The 18,398-nt window shown below is 34.7% G+C and carries 16 protein-coding genes; 15 read left to right on the top strand and 1 reads right to left on the bottom strand.

Annotated elements, in window-relative coordinates; all coding sequences use genetic code 11:
* Positions 1 to 41: 41 nt before the first annotated feature.
* From EL158_RS05720 to pssA, 14 genes are all read left to right on the top strand, one after another.
* On the top strand, positions 42 to 797 hold the full coding sequence (locus EL158_RS05720) for a HugZ family heme oxygenase (RefSeq protein WP_027303530.1): 756 nt from the start codon (positions 42 to 44) through the stop codon (positions 795 to 797).
* A gap of 42 nt (positions 798 to 839) precedes the next feature.
* Positions 840 to 3,116, top strand: coding sequence for a type I restriction-modification system subunit M (locus EL158_RS05715; protein ID WP_034955640.1), 2,277 nt, complete (start codon positions 840 to 842; stop codon positions 3,114 to 3,116).
* Positions 3,109 to 4,395, top strand: coding sequence for a restriction endonuclease subunit S (locus tag EL158_RS05710; RefSeq protein ID WP_027303528.1), 1,287 nt, complete (start codon positions 3,109 to 3,111; stop codon positions 4,393 to 4,395). The genes EL158_RS05715 and EL158_RS05710 overlap by 8 nt, the downstream gene beginning before the upstream one ends.
* Before the next feature lie 61 nt (positions 4,396 to 4,456).
* On the top strand, positions 4,457 to 5,503 hold the full coding sequence (locus tag EL158_RS05705; protein WP_027303527.1) for a dehypoxanthine futalosine cyclase: 1,047 nt from the start codon (positions 4,457 to 4,459) through the stop codon (positions 5,501 to 5,503).
* Complete coding sequence (locus EL158_RS05700) at positions 5,503 to 6,720, top strand: M16 family metallopeptidase (RefSeq protein ID WP_027303526.1); 1,218 nt, start codon at positions 5,503 to 5,505, stop codon at positions 6,718 to 6,720. The genes EL158_RS05705 and EL158_RS05700 overlap by 1 nt, the downstream gene beginning before the upstream one ends.
* On the top strand, positions 6,710 to 8,521 hold the full coding sequence (recG, locus tag EL158_RS05695; protein ID WP_027303525.1) for an ATP-dependent DNA helicase RecG: 1,812 nt from the start codon (positions 6,710 to 6,712) through the stop codon (positions 8,519 to 8,521). Before EL158_RS05700 ends, recG begins: the two co-directional genes overlap by 11 nt.
* 43 nt (positions 8,522 to 8,564) lie before the next feature.
* Positions 8,565 to 9,722 (top strand): UDP-N-acetylbacillosamine transaminase, encoded by a 1,158-nt coding sequence (gene pglE, locus EL158_RS05690; RefSeq protein ID WP_027303524.1) that lies wholly within the window; start codon positions 8,565 to 8,567, stop codon positions 9,720 to 9,722.
* Positions 9,719 to 11,506, top strand: a complete 1,788-nt coding sequence (pglF, locus tag EL158_RS05685; RefSeq protein WP_027303523.1) for a UDP-N-acetylglucosamine 4,6-dehydratase (configuration-retaining) — start codon at positions 9,719 to 9,721, stop codon at positions 11,504 to 11,506. Before pglE ends, pglF begins: the two co-directional genes overlap by 4 nt.
* On the top strand, positions 11,500 to 12,405 hold the full coding sequence (locus tag EL158_RS05680) for a PDC sensor domain-containing protein (protein WP_027303522.1): 906 nt from the start codon (positions 11,500 to 11,502) through the stop codon (positions 12,403 to 12,405). The genes pglF and EL158_RS05680 overlap by 7 nt, the downstream gene beginning before the upstream one ends.
* 81 nt (positions 12,406 to 12,486) lie before the next feature.
* Positions 12,487 to 12,876: a chemotaxis response regulator CheY gene (locus EL158_RS05675; protein ID WP_004277573.1), complete on the top strand. Its 390-nt coding sequence runs from the start codon at positions 12,487 to 12,489 to the stop codon at positions 12,874 to 12,876.
* Between the two features lie 17 nt (positions 12,877 to 12,893).
* Positions 12,894 to 13,739, top strand: a complete 846-nt coding sequence (locus tag EL158_RS05670) for a 50S ribosomal protein L11 methyltransferase (protein WP_027303521.1) — start codon at positions 12,894 to 12,896, stop codon at positions 13,737 to 13,739.
* Positions 13,726 to 15,648, top strand: a complete 1,923-nt coding sequence (gene ftsH, locus EL158_RS05665) for an ATP-dependent zinc metalloprotease FtsH (RefSeq protein ID WP_027303520.1) — start codon at positions 13,726 to 13,728, stop codon at positions 15,646 to 15,648. Before EL158_RS05670 ends, ftsH begins: the two co-directional genes overlap by 14 nt.
* Positions 15,645 to 16,259 carry a phosphatidylserine decarboxylase gene (locus EL158_RS05660; RefSeq protein ID WP_027303519.1) on the top strand — a complete coding sequence of 205 codons (615 nt, stop codon included), beginning with the start codon at positions 15,645 to 15,647 and terminating at the stop codon, positions 16,257 to 16,259. Before ftsH ends, EL158_RS05660 begins: the two co-directional genes overlap by 4 nt.
* Before the next feature lie 9 nt (positions 16,260 to 16,268).
* Complete coding sequence (gene pssA, locus EL158_RS05655) at positions 16,269 to 16,991, top strand: CDP-diacylglycerol--serine O-phosphatidyltransferase (protein ID WP_004276345.1); 723 nt, start codon at positions 16,269 to 16,271, stop codon at positions 16,989 to 16,991.
* On the opposite strand, the gene EL158_RS05650 is transcribed toward pssA, so the two are convergent.
* Entirely contained in the window at positions 16,988 to 17,785 is a 798-nt protein-coding gene (locus EL158_RS05650) for a ferritin-like domain-containing protein (protein WP_027303518.1), read from the bottom strand. The two genes, pssA and EL158_RS05650, sit on opposite strands and share 4 nt — an antisense overlap.
* A gap of 255 nt (positions 17,786 to 18,040) precedes the next feature.
* On the opposite strand from EL158_RS05650, the gene EL158_RS05645 reads away from it, so the two are divergent.
* Entirely contained in the window at positions 18,041 to 18,388 is a 348-nt protein-coding gene (locus tag EL158_RS05645) for a methionine-R-sulfoxide reductase (protein ID WP_027303517.1), read from the top strand.
* The last annotated feature ends 10 nt before the right edge of the window (positions 18,389 to 18,398 follow it).

Below are 18,398 nucleotides of genomic sequence, written 5' to 3'. Positions count from 1 at the left end.
ATTTTCTAAGCTATTTTATTTTGCAAAAAGAAAGGAAAAAAATGAATTACGAAAGTATTATTTCTCATATGAACGAGCATCACCGGTCAAATTTGGTGGATTTGTGTAAAAAATTTGGCGGCGTGGAAGATGTTAAAGAAGTTTTTTTAAAAAGTGTGGATTTTAACGGCTTGGACATTGTTTATAATGGGGACGAAAATTTACGCGTAGAATTTCCTAAAAAAGCCGATGAAAGCACGATAAAAGACACTATCATCGCACTTTGTATGGGTGCAAAAAGCACGGGGAATACTAGTGGAGTGGAAAAGGAGCTAAAGGAATTTATGCTTAGTTTTAATTCTGTTTGTTTAGCGACCTTAAATAAAAATGGCGAGGTAGTTTGCTCTTACGCACCTTTTGTTAGCACGCAGTGGGGGAATTTCATTTATATTAGCGAGGTGAGTGAGCATTTTGAAAATATCAAAGCAAACCCTAATAATATAGAAATAATGTTTTTAGAAGATGAGAGCAAAGCCGCTTCAGTGATACTTAGAAAAAGGCTTCGTTATAGAGTGAGGGCGAGTTTTATAGAACGAGGGGAGGACTTTGATAGGATTTATGATGAATTTGAGAAACAAACAGGAGGCGAGGGCGGCATTAAGACTATACGCAAAATGCTTGATTTTCACTTAGTAAAACTTGAATTTGGCAAAGGGCGTTTTGTAAAAGGCTTTGGTGCGGCTTATGATATAGAAAATGGCACTATCAAGCAAGTAGGTGCTAAGTCTAACCCCCACAAATTCCCGCATAAGCATTAATAAATTTATAGCATACTTCCAGCATTAAAACAAGGAGCTTAAATGCTGGAAGTTAAAATGAATGATAAAAGTCAAATTTATAGTTATATTAGGCAAAAATGGTTGGTTGCAACTCCTGAAGAAATCGTCCGTCAAAATTTCGTTTGTAAGCTTGTGAGTGAATATGGCTACGATTTAAATCAAATGCAAGAAGAACTATCTGTATCCAAAAATTTGAGAGGAGGTGGGAATGCAAGAGCTGACATCGCTATATGGCGTAGTGTCGATGATAAAATAGGCAAAAAGCCGCCTTTTATCATTGTAGAGTGTAAGGCTGATTACATTAGCATTAGTGCTAGTGATTATTATCAAGGTGAAAATTACGCAAGATACACAAACGCTCCTTTTTTTGTAACGCACAATTCTAAAGAAACACGCTTTTTTAAAGTGATAAAAGACAAAATGCCCGGGCATATCATTGAAATTTCAAATATCCCTAAAAACGGCGATAATGATAAAGAGGTGCAAAATTTACTAAAATCCCTAGTTGTTTTCAAAGAGGACGAATTCGCTAAGGTGCTTCATAAATGTCATAATATCATAAGAAACGGCGATAAGCTCGACCCTGCCGATGCTTTTGATGAAATTTCAAAGGTGCTTTTTATGAAAGTTTATGTTGAAAGGGTCCTTTTAAAACAAAATATCAATCAAAATGTTTTTACCACTGGCTATATAGAAGATATGCAAAATAGTCCCATAGTAGCTCCAAATTCTACTGCTATAAAAACGCTTTTTGAAAATACTAAAAAGGAATTTGCTAAGGATTTGATTTTTAATAAAAAAGATGAGATTAAACTCAAAGAAAGCACGACTAAAAGGCTTATTAAAGAGCTTGAAATTTATAATCTCTCCCTTACTTCAGCCGATATTAAGGGCATTGCTTATGAGAGATTTTTAGGCACGACTTTTCGCGGGGAGCTTGGGCAGTTTTTCACGCCTAGGAGCGTGGTGGATTTTATGGTTGAGCTTATCAATCCTTGTGAAAATGAAATTTGTTGTGATCCAAGTAGCGGAAGTGGAGGTTTTTTAATCAATATTTTTAACAAAATCAGGCACGACATACAAAAAGACATCGTAGCGAAATATGAGGATTTTAAAAAAGCTTTATTAAAAGGCAAAGATGAAGAAAAAATTACAAAAGAAGAGGCAAAAATTTTAAAAAAAGAGTATGAAAATTTACAAAAAGAGCTAGATAACACAAAGTCAAATGCAAGACTTCACAAGCTTTCAAATCTTTGCATTTTCGGCACGGACGCCTCGCCTAGAATGGCACAAACTTCTAAAATGAATATGATAATGCACGGCGATGGACACGGCGGCATTCACGAGTACGATGGGCTTTTAAATGTCAATGGTATTTTTGAAGAGCGTTTTGATGTTATCCTTACTAACCCACCTTTTGGCTCACAAGTAAGCAAAGAAGATATTATCTTGCAAGAGCATAGCATAATGCGTTATGCAAATGAAGAGGAGTTAAAAGAAAATCCTAAGGATAAAATAGTCCCAAAAGATGAATTTAGGGAGTATGCTAAGGAGTATTATCAAAAATATGGCAAAGAAGTTTATCAAAAAGCCCAGCTAAAGATTTTAGAAAATGTAGGTAAGCCCATAGCTTCTTTATTTGAACTAAAGCCGAATTTAGTGGGAGATAAAACCGAGCATTTATTTATTAATCGTTGTTTGGATTTGCTTAAGCCAGGTGGTAGGCTTGGTATTGTTTTACCAGAAACAATTTTAAATTCAAACGATTCGCAATATGTGCGTCATTTTGTCGAAGGCAGGGCTTTTATAAGGGCTGTGGTTTCTCTTGGAGAGGCGACTTTTAAGTCTAGCAAAGCAAGCGTTAAAACCTCCATTTTATTTTTGCAAAAATTTAGCGAAGCAGACAAGGAAAAATGGGAAAATTTACTAACAAAACACGAGATGGATTTAACAAAACAAAACGCTGAAAAAATCTCAAATTTAAAGGCTATTTCAAGTTACAAAGCGAAAAAGGGAGAGGAAGTTAAGTATGATAAATTTGACAAGGCAAAGGCGAAAAAAGATTTAAGCACCTTAGAAAAGCAAATCAAAACGCAGGCTTGGCAGAGAGCTAAAGAGGACTTTGACTATCCTATCTTTTTAGCTCACGCTGAAAACACAGGCATCACAAGCACAGGCGAAACAGGCGAGGGCGTGGCAAATGACTTGGTAGATAGTGCAGATAAAAAAGGCATAGCAACACTTTTTAAAGAATTTGTTAAAGAGGAAAAAATCGCGTGGAGTAATTTTGATGAGTAGTGTGAAAATTGTTCGATTTAAAGATTTGAGTTTGTGGTCTTTTGCGCTGCAAGAAAGTAGGGCTATTTCAAGTAAATATCAATTATCTACATTAAAAGAGGTGCTAATCAATTTAACAAATGAGCGAAAATTTATTATAGATGATAATGCTTTTTATGCAGAGCCTACAATATCGTCAAAAACAAATGAAATTTCAGTTTCTAGGCAGGGTTTAGGAAAGATTTTTAAAGTAAAATCAAGGATAAAAATTTTAGAAGGTGATTTGGTGATTTCTAAAATGCACACTCAAAATGGATTATTTGCATTTGCAAAGCAAGAATTTGCCTCTACAACTACTTTTGTTCCATTTCAAATTAAAGACAAATTGATAAATCCAAATTTTTTATTTGTGTTATTAAAACCTACTCTTTCTAGACTTATGAAATTTGACAGTGTAAAAAGAGAAACTTATAAAATAGAGGAAATTTTAAATTTACAAATCCCTCTCCCTCCGCTTGAAATTCAAAACGAAATTATTAATAAATTAAAAGCACTAGAGGATAAAATAAAAGCCCTGCAAGAAGAAAAAGCAAAGCTTGAAAATGAAATCAATGAATATATATATATAGCTTTAGGCTTAGAGAAAAGGGGGCAAATTTTAAATCAAACGGGCGTTAAAATTGTGCGTTATAAAGACTTAAAGCTCTTTGATTATAAAAGCAATGCGCTTGAAAAAAGTGAGCTTAAAAGCACTTATAAGCGGTATCAATTTAGCGATTTTCTTACAAGAAGGCTAGATAAAATTAAGATAGATGAAAATACATTTTATAAAAGGGTTACCATTAAAACAAAGGCGCAGGGCTGTCATCTAAGAGACACTTTAAAAGGAAATTTGATAAAAACAAAAAATCAGTTTTTAATCAAACAAGGGCAGTTTTTAATCTCAAAAATAGATGCTAGAAACGGGGCTTTTGGTATCGCAATAAATGATTTAGATAAAGCGGTAATAATGGCGGATTTTTTAAATTATGATATAGACAAAAATATCATCAATGATAAATTTTTAATTGCAGTTTTAAAAACGCCTTATTATATGGAGCAATTAAATTCATTAAGCAGTGGAACAACAGGGCGTAAAAGAATAAATGAGCAAAAGTTTTCAAACCTTTGCATCTCACTTCCTCCGCTTAAAATTCAAAATGAGCTTATGTTAAAGCTTACTGAAGTTGATGAAAAAATAGAAAATTTATCAAAAGAATTTAGTGATTTAAAAAATGAAATGATTGAAGGTTTGTTGTAGGCTTAATATTATTTGTTAGATTTTTTTAACTACAATAATAAAAAATTTTAAGGCTTACAAAGTGAAAAGAATAGACAAAAAAGAAGCGCTTGACTTACTTCAAAATGCCTCTTTAGCGGAGCTTGGGGCTTTAGCTTATGAGAGAAAATTAGAACTTCACCCTGAAAAAATCACCACCTTTGTCGTGGATAGAAATATCAATTATACCAATGTTTGCTGTATTGATTGCGATTTTTGTGCCTTTTATAGACACGCTAAGGAAAAGGACGCTTATATCTTAAGCTATGAAGAAATAGGCAAAAAGATAGAGGAATTAGAAGCTATCGGCGGGACGCAAATTCTCTTTCAAGGCGGTGTGCATCCTAAGCTTAAAATCGAGTGGTATGAAAACTTGGTCGAGTGGATAAGTAAGCATTATCCTAATATCACGGTTCACGGCTTTTCGGCTGTTGAGATAGCATATATTGCTAAAATTTCTAAGATAAGTATAAAAGAGGTTTTAAAGAGACTTCAAGCAAAAGGGCTTTTCTCCATACCCGGAGCGGGGGCTGAAGTGCTAAGCGATAGGGTGCGAGATGAGATAGCTCCACATAAATGCGACACGCAAACTTGGCTTGAAGTGCATAGAAACGCTCATCAAATAGGTATGAAAAGCACGGCTACGATGATGTTTGGCACGGTGGAAAATGATGAGGAATTAATCGAGCATTTCGAGCATTTAAGAAAGCTGCAAGATGAAACGGGCGGTTTTAGGGCTTTTATTTTATGGAGTTTTCAAAGTGAAAATACGAAATTAAAGCTTAAGCACCCTGAAATTTTAAAGCAAAGTTCTAATAAATATTTAAGATTACTCGCACTTGCACGGCTTTATTTGGATAATTTTAAAAATTTACAAAGCTCTTGGGTAACGCAAGGTTCACTCATAGGACAACTCGCACTTAAATTTGGCGCAAATGACTTAGGCTCTACGATGATGGAGGAAAATGTCGTCTCGGCTGCTGGGGCAAGTTATAAAATGAATCAAGATGAGATGATAAGGCTTATTAGAAGTCTTGGCGAAAAACCTGCGAAAAGAAATACAGCTTATGAAATTTTGGAGAGATTTTAATGAGATATTTAGAGACTAAGGGCGTTAAAATCCCTTTTATCTTTGAGAAAAATGACGATTTTCCCATTATTTATTTTCGTCTTATTTTTAGAAATTGCGGTAGAAGCTTTGATGAATTAGCCGGCGTGGCTAGTATGTTTGCTAGGCTTTTAAATGAGGGCGTGAATGATCGTTTTTTTAAGGATTTGGAATTTAGGGCGATTAGCTTGGAAGCACATAGTGCTTTTGAGAATTTAGAATTAAGCTTTTCTTGTTTGAAGGAGCATAAAAACTATGCCTTTAAAGCTCTTGCAAATTTACTTCAAAATCCTCGTTTTGAGGAAAAAACCCTGCAAAGACTTAAAATTAACGCACTTGGAGAGCTTGCAAATTTGCAAAATGACTATGATGATGTAGCTAAAAAGCTTCTTAATCGCACAATTTTTAAGGAAAAAGAATTTCAAAGTGCTAATGAGGGCGATGAAACAAGCATTAAAGCCATAAATTTAGAGCATTTAAGAGCTTTTTATAAGGATTTTTTTCATCTTAATAATGCAGCGGTGGTTTTGGGAGGGGCTTTAGAGGAGGAAGAGGCACGAAATTTAAGCTTAACTTTACTCAAAAACTTAGAAAAAGGTAAGCAAAGCCTACAAAAACGCTACGAGCTTAAGAGCAAAATTCAAGATGAAATTTTGCAAAAACCTAGTGAGCAAGCCTATATTTATTTTGCTACGCCTTTTAAGGCTAGTTTTAAAGATGAGGATTTGCACTTGGCTAAAATCGCCCTTTTTATCTTAGGGCAGGGGGGATTTGGCTCGAGGATTATGGAGGAAATTCGCGTCAAAAGAGGCTTGGCTTATTCAGCTTATGCGAGTTTAGATATGTGTAATTCTTATAGCCGTGTTTTTGGCTATTTGCAAACGCAAAATGAAAACGCAAAAGAGGCTAAAGAGGTTGTTAGGCAAATTTTTAGCGATTTTATTCAAAAGGGTGTGAGTGAAGAAGAATTAAAACAGGCTAAAAATTTCATACTTGGAAGCACACCTTTGCGTTATGAAAGTCTTAGCAAAAGGCTTTCTATCGCCTTTGCGGAATTTTATCAAGGTTTAAAAATCGGTGCTTTTAAAGAGGAGCTTGACAAAATCGAAAAGGCAAATTTAAAGGAGCTTAACGCCTACATTAAAAAGCATAATGAAATTTTAAATTTAAGCTTTGTAAGCGTGCAAAATGAAAGTTAAAGAAAGTGATTTAGAGCTTTTTAAAAAATTGAAAATCAAAAGTGCCATTGATTTAGCTCTTATTTTACCGAAGAAGATAGAAAATTTAAATCTCACTCCACAGCCTTTAGAAAATGAAAATTGTGTGCAAGAATTACGCATTGTATCACAGAATTTTAGAGCAAATACCCTTTTAATAAAGGCTTATTGTGAGGCTTGGGGGGTTAATGTTAGCTTAGTTTTTTTTCATTTTAATAAATGGCATATGGGAATTTTTAAGGTAGGTGCGACTTTACTTTTGAGTGGAAAACTTGGCTTTTTTAATCAGTCTTGGCAATTTTATAATCCTAAAATCATCAAAAAAGCAGGAATTTTCGAGCCTAAGTATCAAATTTCTGGTATCAAAGATAGTAAAATTCAAGCTCTTATAAATGACTATGTAAATTATGAAAATTTAAAAGAAAGTGGCATAGCGGACAAATTTATCTTTTTACTTTTAAATTTACACGCTTATAATGCAAAAAGTTTTGAGCTGTTTAAGAATTTGGAGCATTTTTTGGAGGATTTAAAATATATTGAAATTTATAATTTTTTGAAAAGGCTTAAAAATAAAAAAAATCCATCAAAAGCCTATAAAATCAAGCTTTTTGACATTGAAAAATGGCTTAAAACCTTGCCTTTTAGCCCAACAAAAGACCAACTTCAAGCCATTTGTGATATTAGGGAGGATTTAAGCAAGGAAGTGGCTAAAAGACGCGTGATAATGGGCGATGTGGGCTGTGGGAAAACTCTTGTTTTACTTGCGGCGGCTTTAAGTGTGTATCCTAAACAAGCCTTATTAATGGCACCTACTAGCATTTTAGCGGGGCAGCTTTTTGAGGAGGCACAAAAATTATTGCCTGATTTTTTACAAATTCTTTTTATAAAGGGAGGTAAAAAGGAAAAAAATTTAAAAGAGCAAATTCAAAACGCTCATTTAATTATAGGCACACACGCACTCATTTATGAAGAGGGTTTTGAAGCGGTTTTGGTGATGATAGATGAGCAACACCGCTTTGGCTCAAATCAAAGGCAAAAAATCAGCACCCTTGCAAGTAAGGAGGGCTTAAATCCTCACTTTATACAATTTTCCGCCACGCCCATACCACGCACTTTAAGTATGATACAATCAGAGCTTTTAAATTTCAGCTTTATTAAGCAAATGCCTTTTAAAAAGGAGATTAGCACTTATTGCGTTCAAAATGAGGACTTTGCTAAAATCAAGGCTAAAATTGACGAAGAAATCGCTCAAAATCATCAAATAATTATCATCTATCCTCTTGTGAGTGAAAGCGAGAAAATCCCCTACCTCTCGCTTGATGAAGCAAAATTTTACTGGCAAAAGCATTATAAAAATGTCTTTGTAACGCACGGAAAAGATAAAGAAAAAGATAAGATTTTGCAGGAATTTAAAGAAAAGGGCGATATTTTACTTAGCACGACCGTTGTGGAAGTAGGCATTTCCCTGCCTCGCCTTAGCACCATAGTCATCGTAGGTGCGGAAAGACTAGGACTAGCGACCTTGCACCAGCTTAGAGGTAGAGTGGGGAGGGTAGGGCTTAAGAGCTATTGTTATCTTTACACTAAGCTTAAAGAAATTCCACAAAGATTAAGCGAATTTGCGAAAACTTTGGACGGCTTTGAAATTGCCGAGCTTGATTTAAAAAACCGCCTAAGTGGAGATTTACTAGACGGCTATATCCAGCACGGCAATGAGTTTAAATTCTTTGACTTTGCAAACGATGAGGCGATTTTGGCTAGAGTGAAAGAGGATTTAGGTTAAATAATTTGCGTTATAATTTTTCACTTTAAGAAAAGGATAAAAAATGAGATTTTTTCTTTCTCCTCCGCATATGGGAGGTAATGAGCTAAAATATATCGATGAGGTTTTTAAGAGTAATTATATAGCGCCTTTGGGCGAATTTGTGAATCGTTTTGAAGAAAGCATTAAAGACTATACTAAAGCTCCTTACGCTCTTGCACTAAATTCGGGCTCATCGGCTTTACATTTAGCCTTAAGAGTGGCGGGAGTGGGGCAAGGCGATGTGGTTTTAGCCTCTTCTTTTACCTTTATCGCTTCGGTTGCACCGATTTATTATCTTAAGGCAAAGCCTGTTTTTATTGATTGTGATGAGACTTTAAATTTGGATACCAAGCTATTAAAACAAGCGATACAAGAGAGCGAGAAAAAGCCTAAAGCCCTTGTTTTGACACATCTTTATGGAAATGCGGCAAAAATTAAGCAAATCGCACAAATTTGCAAGGAAAATAATATCATCTTAATCGAAGACGCCGCAGAGGCTTTAGGAAGCTTTTATGAGGGGCAGGCTTTAGGGACTTTTGGGGATTTTGGGGTCTATTCTTTTAATGGCAATAAAATCATCACAACTTCAGGTGGCGGTATGCTTGTGGGTAAAGACAAGGTTTTAATGGAAAAAGCGAGATTTTACAGCACACAGGCGAGGGAAAATTGCCTACATTATGAGCATTTAGACTACGGGTATAATTATAGGCTTAGTAATGTTTTAGGTGCTATTGGCGTAGCACAAATGGAAGTTTTAGAGCAAAGAGTGCTTAAAAAGCGTGAAATTTATGAGTGGTATAAGGAATTTTTAGCAGAAAAATTTAGCTTTTTAGATGAGCTTGAAAACTCAAGATCTAATAGGTGGCTTAGCACGGCTTTAATCGACTTTAACCAAAATGAGCTTTTTAAAGAAAAGCAATGCGTTAAAAGCGGTGCGAAAGAACTGCCTTTACACCCTAAAATTGCAAAGCTTATTAAGGATTTGCAAGTCGCACAAATCGAAACGCGTCCTTTATGGAAGGCTATGCACGCGCAAGGAGTTTTTAAGGGCGAAAAGGCGTATTTAAATGGCAATGCCGAGCTTTTTTTCAAAAAGGGCATTTGTCTTCCAAGTGGCACGGCTATGACTAAGGACGAAGTGCGTGAAGTGGCAGAGCTTATTTTAAAGAGTGTGCGATGAATTTAGCTAAAAATAAACGCCTTATTTTCTTTTTAAGCTGCGACATTGTTTTAATTGCTTTAAGCATTTTTTTAGCTTTTGAATTGAGATTTAGCGGCGAAATTCCTAAAAGTTTTTATATGGGTATGATAAAAGCTGGACTTTTGCTTTTGGTGCTTAAGATAGTTTTTTTATTTGCCTTTCGAATTTATAAGGTGGCTTGGAGATTTTTTTCTTTAGGGGAGGCGAGAAAGATTTTTTTCGCACTTGCCTTGGCTGAACTTGTTTTTTTAATGATATTTTATTTTTATCCTAGTTTTTTTAATCCTTTTCCAAGAAGTGTTGTAGGGATTGATTTTGTGCTTTCTTATATGTTTATCGGCACTTTGCGAATTTCAAAAAGAATGCTTATAGACTTTAAACCCTCACGCCTTAAAGATGAACTTAGTCCTTGTATAGTCGTAGGTGCGACTTCTAAGGCACTGCATCTTTTAAAGGGAGCTAAAGAGGGAAGTTTGGGACTTTTTCCTGTGGCTGTTGTCGATGGTAGAAAAGAGCTTATAGGAACTTATTGCGATAAATTTGTCGTTAAAGAAAAAAGCGAAATTAAAAAATTTGTAGATGAGGGCGTTAAAACGGCTATTATTGCTTTAAAGCTTGAAAGAGAGGAGCTTAAAGAGCTTTTTGAAGAGCTTGTTGGCTATGGCATTAGCGATGTGAAAATCTTTTCTTTTACCAATAATGAAGCAAGAGACATTAGTATAGAAGATTTACTTGCTAGAAAACCTAAAGATTTAGACAATGTAGTCGTGGCGGAATTTTTAAAAGATAAGGTTGTTTTGGTCAGTGGTGCGGGAGGCACGATAGGAAGTGAGCTTTGTAGGCAGTGCATTAAATTTGGTGCGAAGCATTTAATTATGCTTGATCATAGTGAATATAATCTTTATCAAATTAATGAAAATTTAAGCAAATATAAAGAAAAAATCACACCGATTTTATTAAGCATTTTAGACCAAAAGGCACTTGATGAGCTTTTAAGACAGATGAAGCCAGATCTTATTTTACACGCCGCAGCCTACAAGCATGTCCCACTTTGTGAGCAAAATCCTCACTCTGCTGTCATCAATAATATTTTAGGCACACAAATTTTAGTTGATTGTGCTAAGAAAAATGGCGTGAAAAAATTTGTGATGATAAGCACAGATAAAGCCGTTCGACCGACTAGTATTATGGGCTGTTCGAAAAGAGTTTGTGAGCTTTATACTTTGGGGCTTTCTAGTGAGGAATTTGAAGTGGCTTGTGTGCGTTTTGGCAATGTTTTAGGCTCAAGTGGGAGCGTTATCCCTAAATTTAAAGCACAAATTGCTGCCAATGAGCCTTTAAGCTTGACCCATCCTGATATAGTGCGGTATTTTATGCTTGTAGATGAGGCGGTGCAGCTTGTTTTGCAAGCAGGAGCTATTGCTAAAGGTGGGGAGCTTTTTGTTTTAGATATGGGTGAGCCTGTGAAGATTATGGATTTAGCTAAAAAGATGCTTTTATTATCTAACCGAACGGATTTAGAGATTAAAATCACGGGACTTAGAAAGGGCGAAAAGCTTTTTGAAGAATTGCTTATTGATGAAAATGATGCTAAAACGCAGTATGAAAGCATTTTTGTAGCCAAAAATGAAAAAGTGAATTTAAGTCTTTTAAAAGAGCAAATTGCCAAACTCATCAAAAGCGAAGAACCTGAAGAAATCGCTAAGATTTTACAAGAAATCGTGCCTGAATTTAAGCATAATAAAGAAGGAAATCTATGCTAATTAAAGATATTCAAAAATTTGAAGACAATCGCTATAAAGCAAGGGCTTATATGAGTTATATACTCATAAGAAATTTGCCTGATAGGCTGCCAAATATCCATCTAGAAAGCGTTAGAGAGGCACTAGATAAAATCGCTCACGATGTTTCTGCCTTTGATGCTTTGTATATTTTGGATAATTCAGGAACACAAATAGAAAATGCCATAACTTTAGAAAAAAAATATGAGCAAGGAGCGGGAGAGGATAGGAGTTCTAAGGCTTATTTTTATAGAGCAGTGAAGCTTAAGCGTTGCATTTTAAGCGATCCTTACCCGTCTATTTTAAATAATGAGCTTTGCGTTACTGCTTCTATGCCTATTTACGATGATAAGGAAAATTTGCTTTTTGTCGTTTGTATTGATATTAAATTAAGGGATATTTTAAAGCTTATTCAAGCGAGTAATTTTGAATTTGGCTTTTTGCAATTTAGTCGTCTTGTGTATTTTTGCTTTGCGAGTGTGCTTTTTGTCATCACTTGCTTTTTGTTTCAAAAGGGCTTTTTAAGTCTTTTTTATTATCACAGTGTCGATATACAAAAAATCTTTGAAAGCACGATAGCCATTACCCTAGCTTTGGCTATTTTTGATTTGGCTAAGACGATTATCGAGGAGGAGGTTTTAGGACGAAGTCGCAAGGAAAAAACAGGCATCCAAAAAACTATGGTAAGGTTTTTAGGAAGCATTATCATTGCTTTAGCTATTGAAGCTTTGATGTTGGTATTTAAACTTGCGGTTGGGGATTTATCGCAAATGGTTTATGTGATTTATCTTATTTGTGGGGTTACTTTGCTCTTAGCTGGGCTTAGTGTGTATATTTTTGCTGTAAAATATAAAAATAATAATGTTTTAGAGACAGATTAAATAAAAATATAAGCAAATAATGGTATAATTTCGCTTTACATTTTTGGTTTATAAATATGAGAACTTTGAAAGGAAGAAGCCGTGAAATTACTTGTTGTCGATGATAGCTCTACTATGAGAAGGATTATTAAAAACACCTTGACAAGATTGGGGCATAATGATGTTCTTGAAGCTGAACACGGAGTTGAAGCTTGGGACTTACTTGAGAAAAATGACGATGTTAAGGTCTTAATTACGGATTGGAATATGCCAGAGATGAATGGACTTGACCTTGTTAAAAAAGTAAGAGCTGAGAAAAAATATGAAGATATGCCTATTATTATGGTAACGACTGAAGGTGGCAAGGCTGAAGTTATCACAGCTTTAAAGGCTGGGGTAAATAACTACATCGTTAAGCCTTTTACACCTCAAGTTTTAAAAGAAAAGCTTGAGGATGTTTTGGGTGTAGGAAGTGATACTGCGGCTGAGTAAATTTCATTTTTTTGAAGATGGAAAAATTTTACTACGAGTTGTTTTTTAAGATAGATGAGCCTTATAAGGATTTAGTGCTTGACTTTGTTTTTGATTTGGGAGTTGAGGCGGTAGAAGAAAAAGATAAAGGCTTTTATATACGCTCAAGCGAAGAGTTAGACGAGATAGCTTGGGCTTTAGAACTTTTTTGCGAAAAGCTTTCGCATTTAAAAAATCATTCTTTGAATTTTGATTTTACTCTTGAAAAAAGAGAAAATAAAAATTGGATAGAAGAATATAAAAAGGGCATTGAGCCTATTTTGATTGATCAAATTTATATCCATACTACTTGGCAAAAGGCTAAAAAAGGTTTTTTAAACATACAAATTAATCCTGCTCTAGCCTTTGGTTCTGGACATCACGAAAGCACCCATTCTTGCATAGAGCTTTTGCAAAAATTTGCGAAAAAGGATATGAAAGCTTTAGATTTAGGGTGCGGAAGCGGAATTTTGGCTATTATCTTGGCTAAATTTGGTTTAAGAGTTGATATTTGCGATACAGATGAGTTAGCCTTAAAAAGTGCTTTAAACAATGCAAAGCTTAACAATGTGAGCTTTTGTAATGCTTGGCAAGGCTCCTTAGATAAGGCTAAAGAAAAATATGATTTCATTGTAGCAAATATTATAGCTGATGTTATTTTAATTTTGGAAAAGGATATGAAAAATTGTTTAAAGGAAAATGCTATACTTATTTTATCTGGGATTTTAGACAAATATGAAGCTAGAATTAAGGATAAATTTAAAGATTTAAGCCTCATTTGTGAGCTTAGAAAAAATGAATGGTTAAGCTTAGTTTATAAAAAGGAAAAAAATGAACGAAAATAATAAAAATAATAATGCTCCGCAAAATAATAATTTTTTTAACAAAAATCCCATCTTTGTTTTTGCTATCTTTGCGATAGTTATGGTGATTGTATTTAAAAGTTTTTTTGATGGAGGAACTAGTTCTTTTGGTGGAAATTTAAGCGGTAGTGAGGTAAGTAAAAATGTGCCTTATTCCGAGCTTAAAAAGCTGATTGAGAGCGGTCAAATTAGTCAAGTTAGTATAGGGCAGAGCACTATTAAAGCTGTTTCTAGTGCAAATAATACCATTTACAATGCAAAAAAGGTCAATGACGCCGAATTGGTCAAATTGCTCGATAGTAAAAATATTGCTTATGGAGCTTATTCTGAAACAAATTGGTTTACAGATATGATTTTTTCTTGGGTTTTGCCTGTTTTTATCTTTTTTGCGATTTGGATGTTTTTAGCGTCTAGAATGCAAAAGAATATGGGAAGTTCAATTTTAGGTATAGGAAGTTCAAAAAAGCTTGTTAATTCTGAAAAGCCTAAGGTTAAATTTGCCGATGTTGCTGGAGTTGAGGAAGCTAAAGAGGAGGTTAAGGAAATAGTAGATTTTCTCAAATATCCTGAGCGTTATATTAAGCTTGGAGCAAAAATTCCAAAAGGACTTTTACTTGTGGGACCTCCCGGAACGGGTAAGACGCTTTTAGCTAAGGCTGTAGCGGGTGAAGCTGATGTGCCGTTTTTTAGCGTTTCTGGCTCTTCTTTTATAGAAATGTTTGTGGGAGTGGGTGCTTCTAGGGTAAGAGATTTGTTTGAAAATGCAAAAAAAGAAGCGCCGGCTATAGTTTTCATCGATGAAATTGATGCCATAGGAAAAAGTCGTGCGGCAAATGGCTTAATGGGCGGTAATGATGAAAGGGAACAAACGCTTAATCAACTCTTAGCAGAAATGGACGGCTTTGGCACAGAAAGCTCTCCTGTTATTGTCCTAGCAGCGACTAATCGCCCTGAAGTTTTAGATGCGGCTTTACTTAGACCGGGTCGTTTTGATAGGCAAGTTTTAGTAGATAAGCCTGATTTTAAGGGGCGTTGTGAAATATTAAAAGTGCATATGAAAGATGTGAAAATTTCACCTAAGGTCAAAGTCGAAGAGGTGGGAAGACTTACGGCTGGTTTGGCTGGAGCTGATTTGGCAAATATTATTAACGAAGCAGCTCTTTTAGCAGGACGCGATGGGAAAAAATTTGTTGAGCAAGATGATTTAGTTGAGGCAGTGGAAAGGGCTATTGCGGGACTTGAGAAAAAATCACGCCGCATTAATGATAAGGAGAAAAAAATCGTAACTTACCACGAATGCGGACACGCCCTTATTGCAGAAACGACAAAGGGTGCAAAAAGAGTTAGTAAGGTTTCAGTCATCCCTAGGGGTTTGGCGGCACTTGGTTATACGCTTAATACTCCTGAAGAAAACAAATTCCTTATGCAAAGACACGAATTAATCGCTGAAGTTGATGTGCTTTTGGGTGGGCGAGCTGCTGAAGAGGTTTTCATAGGCGAAATTTCCACAGGTGCTAGCAATGACTTAGAAAGAGCGACTGATATCATTAAAGCTATGATTTCTATGTATGGTATGAGTGAAATTGCTGGACTTATGGTGCTTGAAAAGCAAAGAAATACCTTTTTAACAGGCGGTCAAAGCATTAAAGACTATTCTGAAAAAATGGCAGAATCTTTAGATGACTATGTGAAAAAGACTTTAGACGAGCGTTATGCTGATGTGAAGCAAACGCTAAATATCTACAAAGGTGCTATTGAAACTATGGTGAGTGCTTTGTATGAGGAGGAGACCATAGAGGGTGCTAAGGTGCGTGAGATTATTAAAGAATTTGAAGAGCAAAATGCTCTACCGACACGCTTGCAGATAGAAGAAAAAAAAGAAGAGCAATGAGTCGTTTTGTAGCAAGGGAAGGTTGGGTAATTATTTTTATTACCTTACTTTCATTATTATTGCTTTGGGCATTTTGGCATTTTTCTTTTATCATTTTTTTGTTTCTTTTGGCACTTTTATTTTTATTTAGGGCTTCGAAACTAAATTTAGTATGTGTTGATGAAAAAGCTATTTTAGCACCGATTGATGGGAGAATTACGCGTATTGAAAATGTATATTATGAAGATTTTGGTGAGTGCTTAGAAATCAATATTAAAAATGCTTTCTATCATTGTGGAAATTTAAATACGCCGATAAAAATGCGACTTGAAAAACTAACTTTAAGGCATGGACTTTTTTTATGCAGTGAGCTTGAGGTCGCTAAAAAGATGAATGAAAGAATGATAATCCGTGCTTTTGCAGGAGATAAAAATATTATAATGCGAATTTGTGCGGGTTCTTTGGATAGAAAATTAAAACTTATAAATAATTCACATCATCTAAATGCGGGTGATAAAATGGGCTTTTTACTCAATGGTTCTGTAAGCTTACTTTTGCCAAAAGATACAAGAGTGCATGTGGGCTTAAATGATGAGATTAAAGCAGGTTCGCTTCTTGCTTATCTTTCCTAAGGTTTAAAAATGAATCATAAACCCCAACTCATTTACATCTTGCCTAATCTTTTCACTGCGGCTTCGGCTTTTTTAGGTGTTATTTCGATTATTTCTTCGATACACGGTGATTTTGAAAAGGCTTTGATTTATATTATTTTATCTCTACTTTTCGATGGGCTTGACGGACGCATAGCAAGACTTACCAATACAACTTCTAAATTTGGAGTAGAGTTTGATTCTTTAGCTGATTTGGTGGCGTTTGGAGTCGCCCCTGCTGTGCTTTTTTATACGAGTATAGGGGTTTATTATGGCAAATTTGGCTCTTTGGTTGCGGCGTTTTTTGTCGTTTTTGGAGCAATTAGATTGGCGCGTTTTAATGTAACCACAGGCACTTATGAGCCTTCCGTTTTTATAGGACTTCCCATACCAACGGCAGCGATTGTAAGTGCGATTTATACTTATACTTATTTAAGTTATGATTTTTTGAAGGCTTATGGGCTTTTATTTGTGATTTTGCAAGCGATTTTGGGAATTTTAATGGTAAGTAATATACGCTACCCAAGCTTTAAAAAACTTAATTTCAACCGCTCCAGCGTTTTAAAAGTGCTAGTTTTCTTAATGATACTTTTTTCTTTTTTATATCTGTATCCTTTAGAAAGCTTGGTAATTTTGGCTAGTTTATATGTGATGTATGGAATTTTACGCTTTTTTTTGACCTTTTTTGGAGTGAGAAAAAAAACTAAAGGCTAGGAGTAAAAATCTTTAAGTTCTTCAAGCTCTTGTTTGCTAAAACCAGCTTTAAGTCTTGCTTCGTCATTGAGCTTTTTACCAGCTAGGTTAAATTCCTTAAATTGCCTACAAAGACTTAAATAATCATCTCTCTCATCTTTAGCAAAATTCCACCAAAAATCGCCTTTTTTAACATGTATAATTTCTTCTTCTAAAATGATTTGTAAAATTTCTTCCAAAAAGGGCTTAATGCTATGATTTGAATTTTGAATTTTTTTAAGGACAAAGGGATTTGCGTCAAGCCCCTTAGCCTCAAGACCTCTATGCACCACGCCCATTCTATATTTGAGTGAATTTTTAGTCGCTTTTAAAGCATCTTCTAAATTCTCGTGAGCTTCAAAAGAGCCATATTCAAAGTTAAGCTCCTCTAAAGCCCTATTTAAAAGTTTAAAATGCCTCATTTCATCTTTTGCGACTTCAAGCCAGTCTTTATAAAATTTCAAGGGTAAATTTTTAAAACGATAGCTTGCGTCTAAAGCCAAATTAATAGCGCTAAATTCTATATGTGCGATCGAGTGGACAATCTTTGCTAAAGCCTGTGTGCTATTTGTGCTTTTGGGGCGGCGTATGCGAGTGGGATGTAAAATTTTGATTTTTTCATAAGTATTATTTTGAAAAATAGCAAAATGTTCGTGATTAAAGATCAAGTTTTCTTTTTGAAATTCTTCGTAAAAATTATCAAAAAGTTCAAATTTAAGCTTTAAATTTTTTTCATATAAAATTTTTTCTAATTCACTAAAAAATTCTTTTTTCATCTTTGCTTCTTTTTAAAATCTTTTTTTCATAGATAAGTTTAGTCCTAATTTCGTTAAAAAAGGCTTTGAGAAAGAGATATTTTCTGCTTAAAATAGGTAAATTTGGCTTTACATTTATTTGTTGAAATTATTTTAATGACGAGTTTAAATGAATAAAAAGATTAGTGAAATACTCAAAATATTGTAAAAAAAAAGAAACTTATTTTCATATTTGTGCTAGAATTTATCCTTGAAATTTTTGCAAAAGGATAAATAATGCTAAGTGAAGAAGAAAAAAGAATTATCATAGACAAAGGAACGGAAGCGCCTTTTAGTGGGGAGTATAATGATTTTTTTGAAGAGGGCGTGTATCTTTGTAAGCAGTGTGGAGCAAAACTTTATGAATCTACGCATAAATTTAAGTCGCATTGTGGTTGGCCTAGTTTTGATGATGAGATTAATGGTGCTATTAAAAAAGAACCTGATAAAGATGGAGTTAGAACTGAAATTTTGTGTGCGAATTGCAATGCACATTTGGGACATATTTTCAAAAATGAGGGTTTTACATCTAAAAATGTGAGGCATTGTGTCAATTCTTTATCGCTGAAATTTGTGAAAAAATGATATTTGCGAA

It is taken from the genome of Campylobacter upsaliensis, from assembly GCF_900637395.1.
Taxonomy (GTDB): Bacteria; Campylobacterota; Campylobacteria; order Campylobacterales; family Campylobacteraceae; genus Campylobacter_D; species Campylobacter_D upsaliensis.
This window is presented reverse-complemented; position numbering and strand designations above follow the sequence as displayed.